At 64.2% G+C, this 12870-nt stretch carries 13 protein-coding genes; 8 read left to right on the plus strand and 5 right to left on the minus strand.

Going from position 1 to position 12870, the window contains the following annotated elements:
- Nucleotides 1–407 precede the first annotated feature (407 nt).
- The 7 genes from AAEO60_RS05655 (at nt 408) to AAEO60_RS05685 (ending at nt 8136) form a co-directional block, all read left to right on the plus strand.
- A complete protein-coding gene (locus tag AAEO60_RS05655) occupies nt 408–1280 on the plus strand; it encodes an N-acetylmuramoyl-L-alanine amidase family protein (RefSeq protein WP_341672668.1) in 873 nt (290 codons plus the stop codon).
- Between the two features lie 54 nt (nt 1281–1334).
- Nucleotides 1335–3854, plus strand: a complete 2520-nt coding sequence (locus tag AAEO60_RS05660) for a penicillin-binding protein 1A (protein ID WP_423970090.1) — start codon at nt 1335–1337, stop codon at nt 3852–3854.
- A 66-nt stretch (nt 3855–3920) separates the two neighbouring features.
- Nucleotides 3921–5048 carry a peptide chain release factor 2 gene (gene prfB / locus AAEO60_RS05665; RefSeq protein WP_341672669.1) on the plus strand — a complete coding sequence of 376 codons (1128 nt, stop codon included), beginning with the start codon at nt 3921–3923 and terminating at the stop codon, nt 5046–5048.
- Between the two features lie 203 nt (nt 5049–5251).
- Nucleotides 5252–6046 carry a class I SAM-dependent methyltransferase gene (locus AAEO60_RS05670; protein ID WP_341672670.1) on the plus strand — a complete coding sequence of 265 codons (795 nt, stop codon included), beginning with the start codon at nt 5252–5254 and terminating at the stop codon, nt 6044–6046.
- Nucleotides 6027–7433: an NAD(P)H-dependent flavin oxidoreductase gene (locus AAEO60_RS05675; protein ID WP_341672671.1), complete on the plus strand. Its 1407-nt coding sequence runs from the start codon at nt 6027–6029 to the stop codon at nt 7431–7433. The genes AAEO60_RS05670 and AAEO60_RS05675 overlap by 20 nt, the downstream gene beginning before the upstream one ends.
- Before the next feature lies 1 nt (nt 7434).
- A complete protein-coding gene (locus AAEO60_RS05680; protein ID WP_341672672.1) occupies nt 7435–7971 on the plus strand; it encodes an esterase/lipase family protein in 537 nt (178 codons plus the stop codon).
- Between the two features lie 6 nt (nt 7972–7977).
- Complete coding sequence (locus AAEO60_RS05685) at nt 7978–8136, plus strand: hypothetical protein (RefSeq protein WP_341672673.1); 159 nt, start codon at nt 7978–7980, stop codon at nt 8134–8136.
- Here AAEO60_RS05685 and AAEO60_RS05690 read toward each other — a convergent pair.
- Entirely contained in the window at nt 8133–9428 is a 1296-nt protein-coding gene (locus tag AAEO60_RS05690; RefSeq protein WP_341672674.1) for an ammonium transporter, read from the minus strand. The genes AAEO60_RS05685 and AAEO60_RS05690 overlap by 4 nt on opposite strands.
- A gap of 132 nt (nt 9429–9560) precedes the next feature.
- Here AAEO60_RS05690 and AAEO60_RS05695 point away from each other — a divergent pair, with 132 nt between their 5' ends.
- Nucleotides 9561–10031 carry an SH3 domain-containing protein gene (locus AAEO60_RS05695; protein ID WP_341672675.1) on the plus strand — a complete coding sequence of 157 codons (471 nt, stop codon included), beginning with the start codon at nt 9561–9563 and terminating at the stop codon, nt 10029–10031.
- Between the two features lie 61 nt (nt 10032–10092).
- Here AAEO60_RS05695 and AAEO60_RS05700 read toward each other — a convergent pair whose 3' ends face one another.
- From AAEO60_RS05700 to AAEO60_RS05715, 4 genes are all read right to left on the minus strand, one after another.
- The gene (locus tag AAEO60_RS05700; RefSeq protein WP_341672676.1) at nt 10093–10485 is read right to left on the minus strand and encodes a hypothetical protein; all 393 of its coding nucleotides are present in this window, start codon (nt 10483–10485) and stop codon (nt 10093–10095) included.
- 109 nt (nt 10486–10594) lie between these two features.
- A complete protein-coding gene (locus AAEO60_RS05705; protein WP_341672677.1) occupies nt 10595–10987 on the minus strand; it encodes a hypothetical protein in 393 nt (130 codons plus the stop codon).
- An 86-nt stretch (nt 10988–11073) separates the two neighbouring features.
- Complete coding sequence (locus AAEO60_RS05710; protein ID WP_341672678.1) at nt 11074–11517, minus strand: hypothetical protein; 444 nt, start codon at nt 11515–11517, stop codon at nt 11074–11076.
- Between the two features lie 115 nt (nt 11518–11632).
- Complete coding sequence (locus tag AAEO60_RS05715) at nt 11633–12829, minus strand: thiolase family protein (RefSeq protein WP_341672679.1); 1197 nt, start codon at nt 12827–12829, stop codon at nt 11633–11635.
- Between the last annotated feature and the right edge of the window lie 41 nt (nt 12830–12870).

The following is a 12870-nucleotide window of genomic DNA, read 5'->3' on the forward strand; positions in this document are numbered from 1 at the left end:
GGAGGGGCTGCCGATATGTGTGGATCCCGCCATTCATGCGGGAGTTTGAGATCATCACTTCGTTGCCAAAGGGGCGAATCGAAGTGCGAATTGCGTCTGTCGCAGTGCCAAGGCGCAGGGTTTGCGTCTGCGCTGGAAGCCCCGCAGCCATCAGGCGACCTTGCGGACGCTGCTTGGCTTGCTGGCTATTACTTTGCATTGCGGCATCAACCTGTAACGTAGTGCCGAAGCGCCCGTAGGGGCGGTTTCGGATAGGCCGGGATGCACAATCGCTCCGGCGCGCAAACGGTTAGCATTGGGGGAAAGCTTCGGCAACCTTGTTGCGCATTCGCGCAAAATTCCCTTGGAGTGCAACCGGCGCGCCAGCGCAGCATCAGGCGTGGGTAGAAGGAAGAGAGCGCAACTGCATGTCGCAGCGGATCCAGATCGCCCTGCTGTTCGCCTTCCCGGCGCTATTGCTGGGTGTGCTCTATGCCATCGGTGCCGCGATTCCCGTTCCCGTACTGGGGCGCGACTATGTAGTGCGGGTAGCCTTGCCGGTAAGTGCCGAGACTATCGGCCTGCCCGAAATCGAAGGGCCGGATGATCCCACCCGTCCGCTGGTGGTGATCGACGCGGGGCATGGCGGGCCCGATCCCGGTACCGTCGGCAGCGAATATCGAGAGAAGACCATCGTCCTGGGCTTGGCGCGTGCCTTGCGTGACCGTTTGCTGGAAGATGGCGGCATCCGGGTTGCCATGACGCGCGACGAAGACAGATTCATCGTACTGGAGGAGCGCGCGGCAATCGCCCGTGATCTTGGCGCTGACCTGTTCCTTTCGGTCCATGCTGACAGCGCGGGCGAACGCGATGACGTGACCGGTGCCTCTATCTACACGCTCTCCGAAACCGCGAGCTCCGAAGCTGCCGCACGCTTTGCCGAGCGCGAGAACGAGGCGGATATCATCAACGGTGTGGACCTTTCGGGACAGGACGAAGCCGTTAACGCCATCCTCGTCGAACTGTCGCAGCGGCGCACATCCGAACAGTCAGTCGAATTTGCCGAGCTGATCGAGCGGGAAGGGGCGGGCAACCTGCGGTTCCATCCGCAGGCCCGCCGGTCGGCCGCGCTGGCGGTTCTGCGGGCGCCTGACGTGCCCAGCGTGCTGTTCGAAGCCGGCTTCGTCACCAACGAGAGTGAGGCTGCGGCACTGGCCTCGGTCGAAGGGCGCGAACGCTTTGCCGAAGTGATGGCGCGCGCCATCCGTATCTATTTTGCCCGGCAATCGGGCGCTACCTGACACTATTCATTCTGGCGCCAGCCGGACTTGGCATGTAAGGCGCTGCATCTGGCTATGACGACTATTGCATCCAAATTCGGTGACGCTTGGGAAGGCCTGCGCCATGTACTGCGCCCGCTGACCTCTCGGTTCAGCGCCCTCTGGGCTGCCAAGCGGTGGTTCCGTTGGGGAATCAGGGTGATGCTGCTGGGCCTGCTGGTGGTGCTGGCGGGCTGGATCTGGCTGACGCGTGACTTGCCGGACGCGGAAACGCTGCTCGACTACGAACCGAACCTGCCCTCCGTGGTGCGCGGTATCGATGGCGAGATCGTCCACCGGTACGAGCGCGAACGGCGGGTGGAGCTGGAGTTCGGCGACCTGCCGGAACAGCTGCTCAACGCCTACGTATCGGCCGAGGACGAGACCTTCTGGAGCCATAACGGCATCGACGCAGGCGGCTTCGTGAACGCCGTTATCGACTACGTTTCCAAGCTGGGATCGGACGAGCGCGCCGTGGGTGGTTCGACGATCACGCAACAGGTCGCCAAGAACATCCTGGTCGGCAACGAGTACTCGATCACCCGCAAATTGCGCGAGATGATCCTGGCCACGCGCATCGAAGGCGTGCTGTCGAAGGAAGAGATCATCACGCTCTACCTGAACGAAATCCCGCTGGGCCGCCGGTCCTACGGCGTGCAGGCCGCCGCGCGGGCCTATTTCGACAAGGACGTGGGTGACCTTGACCTGCACGAGATGGCTTACCTCGCCATCCTGCCGCGCGCGCCCGAGGTCTACAGCCGCGAAGCCAACTACGACACGGCGCGCAGCCGCCGGAACTGGGTGCTGACCCAGATGGAAGACAACGGCTACATTACCGCAGCGGAGTTGCAGACTGCCCAGGCCCAGCCGCTCGGTATCGTGCAGGGGCAGCGCAGTGAACGCAGCGCCGATGCCGGCTACTATCTCGAGGAAGTGCGCCGCCAGCTGATCGACATGTACGGGGAAGAGGCCGAAGACGGCCCCAACAGCGTCTATGCCGGCGGCCTGTGGGTGCGCACCTCTCTCGACATGGAACTGCAGGATGCGGCGCGCAATTCACTGCGGGCGGCCATGCTGCGCTATCACGGCAACCGCGGCTGGGGCGGGGAGATCGCGACGATCAATCCGGAAAACGGCGACCTGACCGACCAGCTGCGCAGCTCCAACATTTCGATCTCCTACGAAAACTGGCGCATTGCCGTTGTCACCGCGAAGTCGGGTAGCAGCGCGACGGTCGGGTTCTCCGATGGACAGGAAGTGCCGCTGACATCCGCTCCGGACTCGATGGAGGTCGGCGATGTGGTGGCAGTGCAACCCGATGGGGGTTCGTGGCGCCTCGCACCGCTGCCGGAGGTGTCCGGCGGCTTCATGGCCATGGCTCCCGACACGGGACGGGTGCTCGCCATGCAGGGCGGTTTCGACTCCCGTCTCGGCAGCTTCAACCGTGCTACGCAGGCAGAGCGCCAGCCAGGTTCGACCATCAAGCCCTTCGTCTACGCGACGGGCCTTGACCACGGCATGACCCCGGCGACGATGGTCCCCGATAGCCAGTATTGTTACTATCAGGGCGCCAACCTGGGCGAAAAGTGCTTCACCAACTTCGGCGGCAGCCGTGGCGGCGGCGAATACCCGATGCGCTACGGGCTGGAGCAGTCGAAGAACCTCATGACCGTCCACATCGCGATGGAAACGGGCATGGAGAACGTGATCGAAACTTTCGAGAACGTCGGCATCGCGAACGAAGGCGCCTACGATCCCTATCCCGCCTTCGCGCTGGGTGCGGGCGACACGACGGTGGAACGCATTGTTGCCGCCTATTCGATGCTGGTGAACCATGGGCGGCTCAACCCGCCCTCCCTGATCGACTATGTGCAGGACCGCGATGGCCACGTGATCTGGCGCGCCGACGAGCGTGAATGCAGCGGCTGCAACATGGATGAATGGGACGGCAGCCCGATGCCGCGCTTCGGCAGGCGCGGGCGGCAGGTGATGGACGGGCGCACCGCCTTCCAGGTCGTGCACATGCTCGAAGGCGTGGTCCAGCGCGGTACGGCGACGCGCCTGCGGGATCTCGGCTTGCCGCTGTTCGGCAAGACCGGCACCAGCTCCGGCCCGACCAATGCCTGGTTCGTTGGCGGCTCGCCCGACATCGTCGCGGGCACCTATCTCGGTTTCGACAACCCGCGCAACATGGGCGGGTGGATCCAGGGTGGCAACACGGCCGCGCCGATCATGCGCCAGTTCATCCAGGAAACCCGGGACCACTGGTCCGGGAGGCCGTTCCTCGCCCCGCGCGGCGTGCGCATGGTGCGGATCGACCGCCGCACGGGCGGCCGCGTATTCGATGCCTGGCCCACCGACGAGCCGACCTCCGCAGTGATCTGGGAAGCATTCAAACCCGATACCGAACCGCGCCGCAGCCAGCGGCAGGACGAGATCGACGCCATGCGCGACCTGATCCTGGCACAGATGCGCCGCCAGCAGGAAGGCACGGCTTCTGGTGAGAACAATGGCGAACAGGACAACTTCGCCGAGGAGCAGGGCGGCATCTACTGATCCGCCCACTTCCCACCGTGGCCATGCTGCGCTAGTCGCGCCCATTCATTTTACGAGGAATTTGTCATGCGTGCCGAAGGGCAGGCCCATATCGACCGCATCGAAGCCGCACTGGCGCTGGTCAAGAAATCGCTCGACTGGGAGCATGCGCTACGCCGGCTCGACGAGCTGGAAGCGCGCGTGCAGGACCCGGACCTGTGGAACGATCCCAAGAAGGCCCAGGCAATCAGCCGCGAACACAAGCTGCTGAAGGACGCCGTGGAGACAGTGCAGGAAATCTCGCAGGAGATGGCCGACGCCACCGAATTCGTCGAAATGGGCGATGCCGAGGGTGACGACGACGTGGTGGCCGAAGGCCTGGCCTCGCTTGCGGCCCTGGCCGTACGGGCCGACCGCGACAAGGTCTCCGCGCTGCTGTCGGGCGAGGCTGACGGCAACGACACCTACCTGCAGATCAACGCCGGCGCTGGCGGCACCGAAAGCCAGGACTGGGCCGAGATGCTCATGCGCATGTACGTCCGCTGGGCCGAGAAACGCGGATTCAAGGTGGAAACGGTGGAATACGCGGCCGGCGAACAGGCCGGCATCAAGTCCGCCACCCTGCTGATCAAGGGCGAGAACGCCTACGGCTATGCCAAGACAGAGAGCGGCGTGCACCGCCTCGTCCGCATCAGCCCCTACGACAGCTCGGCGCGCCGCCACACCTCGTTCTCGAGCGTCTGGGTCTATCCGGTCATCGACGACGACATCAACATCGAGATCAACGAGGGCGACCTCAAGATCGACACCTACCGGGCCTCGGGCGCGGGCGGCCAGCACGTCAACACGACCGACTCCGCCGTGCGTATCACCCACCAGCCGACCGGTATCGTGGTGGCCAGCCAGAACGACCGCAGCCAGCACAAGAACCGCGCCACCGCGATGAACATGCTCAAGGCTCGCCTGTTCGAACGCGAGATGCAGATCCGCGAGTCGGCGGCGGCAGGCGAATATGCCGAGAAAACCGAGATCGGGTGGGGCCACCAGATCCGCAGCTATGTCCTCCAGCCGTACCAGATGGTGAAGGACCTGCGCACCGGCGTTACCTCGCCAACGCCCGACGACGTGCTCGACGGCGACCTCGACGACTTCATCGCCGCCGCGCTGGCGCAGCGCGTGACCGGCGAAAAGGTCGAGGTGGAGGACGTCGAGTAGCGTGGACGCTGCCGTCCTCGATCAATCGGCAATCTGGTATTCGGCCTTGTCCACGACACGGGGCTGGAAAACCGCATGACCGCCGGTGTCGGCGCGCTGTTCTACTCCTTCGTCGTGGCGGAAAAGACGTGACGGGCGACAGCCACGGTCATGTCGCAGCATCCCTCTTTGCCAAGTTAATGGTCAGGGGCTAGAGGCGGGGCATGAGCAGGAGGATACTCACCGCTGTCGGCGTGTCACTGGCCGCATGCCTTGCCCTCGCGTCTTGCGATGTCGCGGAGGAGGACCGGCCGGTCTCCTCGCGCGATTTCCCGCGGCCTTATCGCCCCGTGTCCGAAGCCGGAAGCAATGCCTTCTCGACCGAGCAGGTGCGCGACGACCGGCGCGAAGCGCAGACGGTGATGGACCAGGCGCAGATTACCGAAGGCATGACCGTGGCCGATATCGGTGCGGGTGACGGCTATTACACGGTGCGCCTGGCTGCCCGGGTGGGCGAAGATGGACGCGTGCTGGCGCAGGATATCGACCAGGCGGCGCTCAACCGCCTGGGCAACCGTATCGAGCGCGAACGGCTCGACAACGTATCCATCGCGCTGGGGGCGCCGGACGATCCCAAGCTGCCCGAAAATAGCTTCGACCGCATCTTCATGGTACACATGTACCATGAGGTGAGCGAGCCATATGCCCTGCTGTGGCGGATGCGCCCGGCGCTGCGCGAAGGCGGGCAGGTGATTGTCGTGGATGTCGACCGGCCGGTGGACCAGCACGGGATCAATCCCCAACTTCTGTTTTGCGAATTCGAGCGTGTGGGCTATCGGCTCGTCGAATTCGTGCGCAAGCCGGAGATCGCCGGCTACTATGCCCAGTTCGAGGTCGCTGGTGAGCGACCGGAGCCACGCGACATAGAACCATGCCTGCAACCAGGCGAAACAACTACGGAGATCTCGCTTCCGGGCGAGACCTCAGCTGAGGAAGATGATGAGCTTCAAGGGTCTTAAACCCATTATGTACGGCGGCCACGAAGTCTGGCCGCTGATCGAGGGTGGCAAGGGTGTTTCCGCTACCAACCACAAGAGTTCGGGCGCCTGGGCGGCTGCCGGCGGCATCGGCACGGTCAGTGCCGTGAACGCCGACAGCTACGACGCCGAAGGCAAGATCATCCCCCAGGTCTATGACCAGCTGACTCGCAAGGAACGGCACGAGCAGCTGGTCCAGTATGCCATCGACGGTGCCACCGAGCAGGTGAAGCGGGCATACGAAATGGCCGGCGGCAAGGGCGCGATCAACATCAACGTGCTGTGGGAAATGGGCGGTGCGCAGCAGGTGCTGGAAGGCGTCCTCGAACGCACGAAGGGCATGGTGACAGGCGTTACCTGCGGTGCCGGCATGCCTTACAAGCTCGCCGAGATCGCCGCGCGCTTCAACGTCAGCTACCTGCCGATCATCAGCTCGGCGCGCGCTTTCCGCGCACTGTGGAAGCGCAGCTACCACAAGGTCGCTGACCTGATGGCTGCCGTGGTCTACGAAGACCCGTGGTTGGCTGGCGGGCACAACGGCCTGTCCAACGCTGAAGACCCGGAGAAGCCCGAAGATCCCTATCCGCGCGTTGCCGCGCTGCGCGAGACCATGCGCAAGGAAGGCGTATCGGACGACGTGCCGATCGTCATGGCTGGCGGTGTCTGGTACCTGCGCGAGTGGAACGACTGGATCGACAATCCCGAGCTGGGTCCGATTGCCTTCCAGTTCGGCACCCGTCCGCTGCTGACCGAGGAAAGCCCGATTCCGCAGGGCTGGAAGGACATGCTGCGCACGCTGGAACCCGGCGACGTGCTGCTGCACCGCTTCAGCCCGACCGGCTTCTATTCCAGCGCCGTGCGCAACCCGTTCCTGCGTAACCTCGAAGCGCGGAGCGAGCGCCAGATTCCCTACTCGAAGGTCGAGGCGGGCGAGCACACCGTGCAGCTGGACGTGGGCGTGAAGGGCAAGAACTTCTGGGTCACCCCGAAGGACCGCGAACGCGCCCGTGGCTGGGTGGCCGAAGGCTATACCGATGCGCTGAAGACCCCGGACGATACCGTAGTGTTCGTGGATCCCGAAGAACGCGCGGAAATCCGCAAGGACCAGGCCGACTGCATGGGCTGCCTGTCGCACTGCGGGTTCTCCTCGTGGAAAGACCACGACGATTACACCACCGGCCGCCTTGCCGATCCACGCAGCTTCTGCATCCAGAAGACCCTGCAGGACATCGCCCACGGCGGCGACGTGAACCAGAACCTCGCCTTTGCCGGACACGCGGCCTACCGCTTCAAGCAGGACCCGTTCTACTCGAACAACTTCACCCCCAGCGTGAAGCAGTTGGTCGACCGGATCCTGACGGGCGACTGATTTGACGGACAACGCCGGACCGCCACCCTTGCGCAATACCCTGCGCGAAGGGCTGGCGATCCCGCGGGTGCTGTTCAACCCCCTGCGCTTGCCAAGGGGCGGGGCGGACGTCGGGCATGGCCGCCCCGCGCTGGTCATTCCCGGCCTTGCGACGGGCGATATCTCCACCACGCTGATGCGCCGCACCTTGCGGTCGCGCGGGTTCGTGCCGGAGGGTTGGCGGCAGGGCCTCAACACCGGCGCCAATCCCGCCAAGCTGCAAGCCGTAGAAGCGCGGCTTGAGCGGTTGCACGCCGAAAGCGGCAAGAAGGTCATGCTGATCGGGTGGAGCCTTGGCGGCCTCTATGCCCGCGTGCTGGCGCACCGGGTGCCCGAACATGTCGACATGGTGGTGACGGTCGCCAGCCCGTTCTCTGGTGATCGCCACGCCAACGTGGCCTGGAAGCTTTACGAGGCAATCAACGATCACACGGTCGACAACCCGCCCTTTGCCGAACAGGTGAGCGCCAAGCCGCCGGTGCCGACGCTGGCCGTGTAGTCGGCCGTGGACGGGGTGATTGCGCCCGAATGCACACGCGGCCAGCCCGACGAAAGCGATGCCCAACTGCGGATCGATGCCCAGCACTTTGCGCTCGGCACTTCGCGTGCGGCGATGGACCGCATCCTTGCCAAGGTGGCGGAGATGGAAGCTGAGGCGTCCTAGTCGAAGTGCCAGCCACGTTCACCGTGGCTGGTGTTGTCGAGACCCTGGATTTCCTCGTCCTCGCTCACGCGCATGGGGATGAACAGCGATACGCCGATGGCGATGATCGCCGTGACGATGGCGGAGAAGATCGCCACGACCACGACCGCCAGCGTCTGGATCCCAAGCATGCCCAGCATGGTGGTTTCGCCGTCATAGCCGGTGCCGCCAAGGTCTGCCGAGAGGAAGATGGCAAGCAGGATCGAACCAAGCATGCCGCCAACGCCGTGGACGGCGAAGACGTCGAGCGAATCGTCGATGTTCAGGCGGTTCTTCACCAGCACGATGGCGGCGTAGCAGACCACGGAGGCCGCGGCGCCGAGCAGGATGGCTGCACCCGGGTTGATGAAGCCTGCGGCCGGAGTGACCGTGGCAAGGCCGGCAATCGCGCCGGTGGCAAAGCCCACCGTGGTCGACTTGCCGAACTTCACTCGCTCGATCAGGATCCACAGCAGCGCTGCCGTAGCGGCAGCCGTGTGCGTGTTGATGATCGCCATGCTCGCGTCGTCGGTGGCGGTGAGCGCGCTGCCGCCGTTGAAGCCGAACCAGCCGACCCACAACATCATGGCGCCCAGCATGGTCATGCCCGGAGCGTGCGGAAGCAGGGCACCCGACGGGAAGCCTTGGCGACGACCCAGCAGCAGGGCGACGACGAGTGCGGAAACGCCTGCCGTGGTGTGGACGACAATGCCGCCTGCGAAGTCGAGTGCGCCCCGGGCGCCCAGCCAGCCGCCGCCCCAGACCCAGTGCGCGACTGGAGCATAGACCAGCAGGCCCCAGATGGCGGTAAAGGCGATCACCCAGCCGAAGCGGGCGCGGTCGACCCATGCGCCTACCATCAGCGCCGGCGTAATTGCGGCGAACGTGAGCTGGAACATGGCGAAGGTGCTTTCGGGGATCGCCGTCCCGGCGCGCAAGTTGCCGAGGTCGATCAGCATCCACGCGCGGCCGTTGCCGATCCAGCCGCCGGTGGTCTCGCCGAAGGCCAGCGTGTAACCGACCACGACCCACAGGATCGATGCGATCCCGACCACGGCTGCCACCTGCAGCATGACCGAGAGGAAGTTCTTCGCCCGTACGAGGCCGCCGTAGAACAGGCCGAGGCCCGGTAGGGCCATGAGCAGCACCAGGGCCGTGGCGACAAGAATCCAAGCCGTGTCGCCGCTATCCCCGGCAGCCGGAATTCCATCCTGCGCGAAAGCCATGGTCGGCATGGCCAGCAGCGCGCTTGCTGCAGCGATCTTGCGAAGCATTTTCGTGTTCCCCTCACGTCCGCTCTGGTGGCGGGATTACGTCTCGGCAGTCTGTTAGGACAGATTCTTCCAATTGGGCAAGCGGCCTGAGAATTATTGCCCCACACACGCACAGATCGCTATCCTGCGACCATGTCCCGCATGATCCGAATCACTTTTACCGTCCTGGCCCTGGCTATCGGCGGTCCGGTCGCGGCGCAGGATGTGGAGCTGCCTTACTGGGCCAGCATCGACACGTCGGAGGCCTACATGCGGTCGGGGCCGGGCGAACAGTTCCCGATCATGTGGGTTTATACCCGCGAAGACCTGCCCGTGCGCGTCGTGCGCCTGCTGCAGGGTTGGCGCTACATCGAGGAGCCGGACGGCACACTGGGCTGGATGTCTGCCAGCCTTCTGAGCCGCCAGCGCACTGCCATCGTCATCGGCGAAGACCTTCTCCCCATGCGGGCGGATCCGTCGGAAGCAAGCGCCTTGCGCTGGAACCTTGAACCCGGCGTTGTCGGCCTGTTGGGCGAATGTTCTGCCGGTTGGTGCGAATTCGAGGTCGATCGCCACGCGGGCTGGGTCGAACAGTCGCGCCTGTGGGGCGCGGGTGAGCCCTGAGTCGCAATGAGAAAGGGCGCCCGCAGCGGACGCCCTTCCAGTTGCGGTATGTCGATCCGGATCAGCTGACCTTGATCACCGTCTGGGATTCGCCATCGGTGCCGGTTACCTCGACCGAACCATCTTCACCGACTTCGCCGAACATGTAGCATTCCTCTTCGTCGGCTTCCTCACCCTCGCCAGGAACGCCGGTGAAGCAGGTCATGCCTTCTTCGTTGGTGCGCCAGGTCGCGGAATCGACCACTTCACCGTCGACGGTGACATCGCTGGTACCGTCTTCGTTGATGGTGGCGGTCCATTCGGTGCCATCTTCGCCGGTGCCGTTGTAGGTGCCGACGACCGAGACCACTTCCACGACCTCTTCTTCGACGGTCGCTGCTTCTTCGGTGGTGTCAGCTTCTCCGGCGCAGGCCGCCAGTGCCAGCACGCCGCCAATCAGGATCAGTTTACGCATCTTTTCCCCCTTTTTTCGAGGCGGCAAGACTAGGCAGAATTGCCCGCGTGGCAAATGCAAAAAGGGCGGCCCGAACCGGACCGCCCTTTTGTGTAGCAAGCCGAAAGACTTAGCCTTCGAAGCTGTAGTTCATCGTTTCGCCGTCGGGGCCGGTCACGTCGACCATGCCGTCTTCGCCAGCGGGGGCGATGTTGTAGCAGTCTTCGCCTTCGCCGCCTTCGGGCATCATGCAGGTGCCGCGGATGTTGTCTTCCCAATTGCCAGTCTCAACCTGCTCGCCACCTTCCATGACGGAATAGGTGCCATCGGCATTCAGCGACACGGAAACCTCGACGCCTTCGGGCGTAGTCGAGGTGTAGGTGCCGGCCTTGGTATCGGGGAGCACCGCATTCGCAGCATCTTCGTCGATGTCGGCTTCGGTCGGTTCGTCTGCCCCGCCGCCGCAGGCAGCAAGGACGAGGGCACCGGACACGGCAGTGGCAACGGCGATAAGCTTCTTCATATGGTTTTCCCTATTTCACTTGTTGTTGTTCCCGCAGCATGACGCGAGTGCCGCCGCGGGTATCGAAAGTTGGATGCGTGGTGATCTTATTCGCTATCACCAACATAGTCGTCGAGGTTACCGTCTACCGGCACCACGGTGGAAACATCGCCAGCTTCGGAGGTGGTCTCCATGCTGCCGTCTTCCTGCGTCGGACCGTCAGTAAAGCAGGCTTCATCCTCCTCGCCTTCGACGAGGAAGCAGGTCATGCCGTCCTTCATGAATATGGAACCGCCCGTGGCATTCCCTTCGGCATCGACGCGCGAGAAAGTCATGCCCGGGTGAATCTGGATATAATCCACCTCGCCGCCCGAGCGGGTGACCTGGTAGGTGCCTGGAGCGACTGCCTCAAAACCCGGTGCATCGCCTTCCAGAATGTCGCTGGCCTCGGCCATATCCTCATTGGTGCCAGCGTCTTCGGTGACGTCGTCATTCGCGCCGTTACAGGCGGCTAGTGCGAGCGCGAGGCTCACGGCAATCAGCTTCTTCATGGCAAATCCCTCTATTCCCATTTGCTTGCGTGCGTAGTGCACAGACATAAGGGAAATGCCAAGGGCGGACGACTTGTTCCGCCCTTGGCAAAAAAGAGATTGGGCGAAGGAACGATCAGGCGAGTTCGACAGCCACCGCGGTTGCTTCGCCGCCGCCGATGCACAGCGAGGCGATGCCGCGCTTCTTGCCCTGCTGCTTCAGCGCGTTGAGCAGGGTGACGATGATGCGGGTGCCGCTGGCGCCGATCGGGTGGCCCAGTGCGGTGCCGCCGCCGTTGATGTTGATCTTGTCGTGCGGGATGCCGATGTCCTGCATGGCGAACATGGTGACGCAGGCGAAGGCCTCGTTCACTTCCCACAGGTCGACATCGTCAACCGACCAGCCGGTCTTCTCGAGCAGCTTCTGGATCGCGCCCACGGGAGCGATGGTGAATTCTTCGGGAGCCTGGGCGTGGGCCGTCAGGCCGACGATGGTAGCCACCGGTGTCTGGCCCTTGGCGTCAGCGACGCTCTTGCGGGTCAGCACCACGGCAGCCGCACCGTCGGAGATCGACGAGGAGGTGGCGGCGGTGATGGTGCCGTCCTTGGCAAAGGCCGGACGCAGGGTCGGGATCTTTTCCGGACGGCCCTTCGACGGGCTCTCGTCGGTGTCTACCACCACTTCGCCCTTGCGGGTCTTGATGGTGACGGGGACGACCTCGTCGGCGAAGGCACCGCTGGCGATGGCAGTATTGGCGCGTTCGAGCGAGGTGATCGAGTAGTTATCCATGTCCTCGCGGGTCAGCTGGTACTTGTCGGCCATTTCCTGGGCGAAGGTGCCCATGGCGCGGCCCGGCTCGTAGGCATCTTCGAGCCCGTCGAGGAACATGTGGTCATAGGCGGTGTCGTGGCCGATGCGCGCACCCGAACGGTGCTTCTTGAGCAGGTAGGGCGCGTTGGTCATGCTTTCCATGCCGCCCGCGATCACGGTGTCGACCGTGCCGGAGGCGAGGGCTTCGGCGCCCATGATCACGGTCTGCATGCCGGAGCCGCAGACCTTGTTGACCGTGGTGGCCTGGGCCGACAGCGGCAGGCCCGACTTGATGGCAACCTGGCGGGCAGGGGCCTGGCCGAGGCCGGCGGGCAGCACGCAGCCCATGTAGACGCGGTCGACATCCTCGCCCGCGACGCCGGCGCGCTCGACAGCGGCCTTGACGGCGGTAGCGCCGAGATCAGTCGCAGCGACTTCGGAGAGGGCGCCCTGCATCGCGCCCATGGGGGTGCGGGCGTAAGACAGGATGACGATCGGATCGGATTCGTTGAAAGTGGCCATGGGGAGCTTGCCTCTCTGGGTCGGGTCTTGGATGACGGTTC

The organism is Aurantiacibacter gilvus (assembly GCF_038289935.1).
In the GTDB taxonomy this organism is placed as follows: Bacteria; Pseudomonadota; Alphaproteobacteria; order Sphingomonadales; family Sphingomonadaceae; genus Alteraurantiacibacter; species Alteraurantiacibacter gilvus.

Bases quoted from the DNA above. Each gene is read 5' to 3' on its own strand.
- AAEO60_RS05655 (WP_341672668.1), top strand. From the start codon at position 408: ATGTCGCAGCGGATCCAGATCGCCCTGCTGTTCGCCTTCCCGGCGCTA.
- AAEO60_RS05660 (WP_423970090.1), top strand. From the start codon at position 1,335: ATGACGACTATTGCATCCAAATTCGGTGACGCTTGGGAAGGCCTGCGC.
- prfB (WP_341672669.1), top strand. From the start codon at position 3,921: ATGCGTGCCGAAGGGCAGGCCCATATCGACCGCATCGAAGCCGCACTG.
- AAEO60_RS05670 (WP_341672670.1), top strand. From the start codon at position 5,252: ATGAGCAGGAGGATACTCACCGCTGTCGGCGTGTCACTGGCCGCATGC.
- AAEO60_RS05675 (WP_341672671.1), top strand. From the start codon at position 6,027: ATGAGCTTCAAGGGTCTTAAACCCATTATGTACGGCGGCCACGAAGTC.
- AAEO60_RS05690 (WP_341672674.1), bottom strand. From the start codon at position 9,428: ATGCTTCGCAAGATCGCTGCAGCAAGCGCGCTGCTGGCCATGCCGACC.
- AAEO60_RS05695 (WP_341672675.1), top strand. From the start codon at position 9,561: ATGTCCCGCATGATCCGAATCACTTTTACCGTCCTGGCCCTGGCTATC.
- AAEO60_RS05700 (WP_341672676.1), bottom strand. From the start codon at position 10,485: ATGCGTAAACTGATCCTGATTGGCGGCGTGCTGGCACTGGCGGCCTGC.
- AAEO60_RS05705 (WP_341672677.1), bottom strand. From the start codon at position 10,987: ATGAAGAAGCTTATCGCCGTTGCCACTGCCGTGTCCGGTGCCCTCGTC.
- AAEO60_RS05710 (WP_341672678.1), bottom strand. From the start codon at position 11,517: ATGAAGAAGCTGATTGCCGTGAGCCTCGCGCTCGCACTAGCCGCCTGT.
- AAEO60_RS05715 (WP_341672679.1), bottom strand. From the start codon at position 12,829: ATGGCCACTTTCAACGAATCCGATCCGATCGTCATCCTGTCTTACGCC.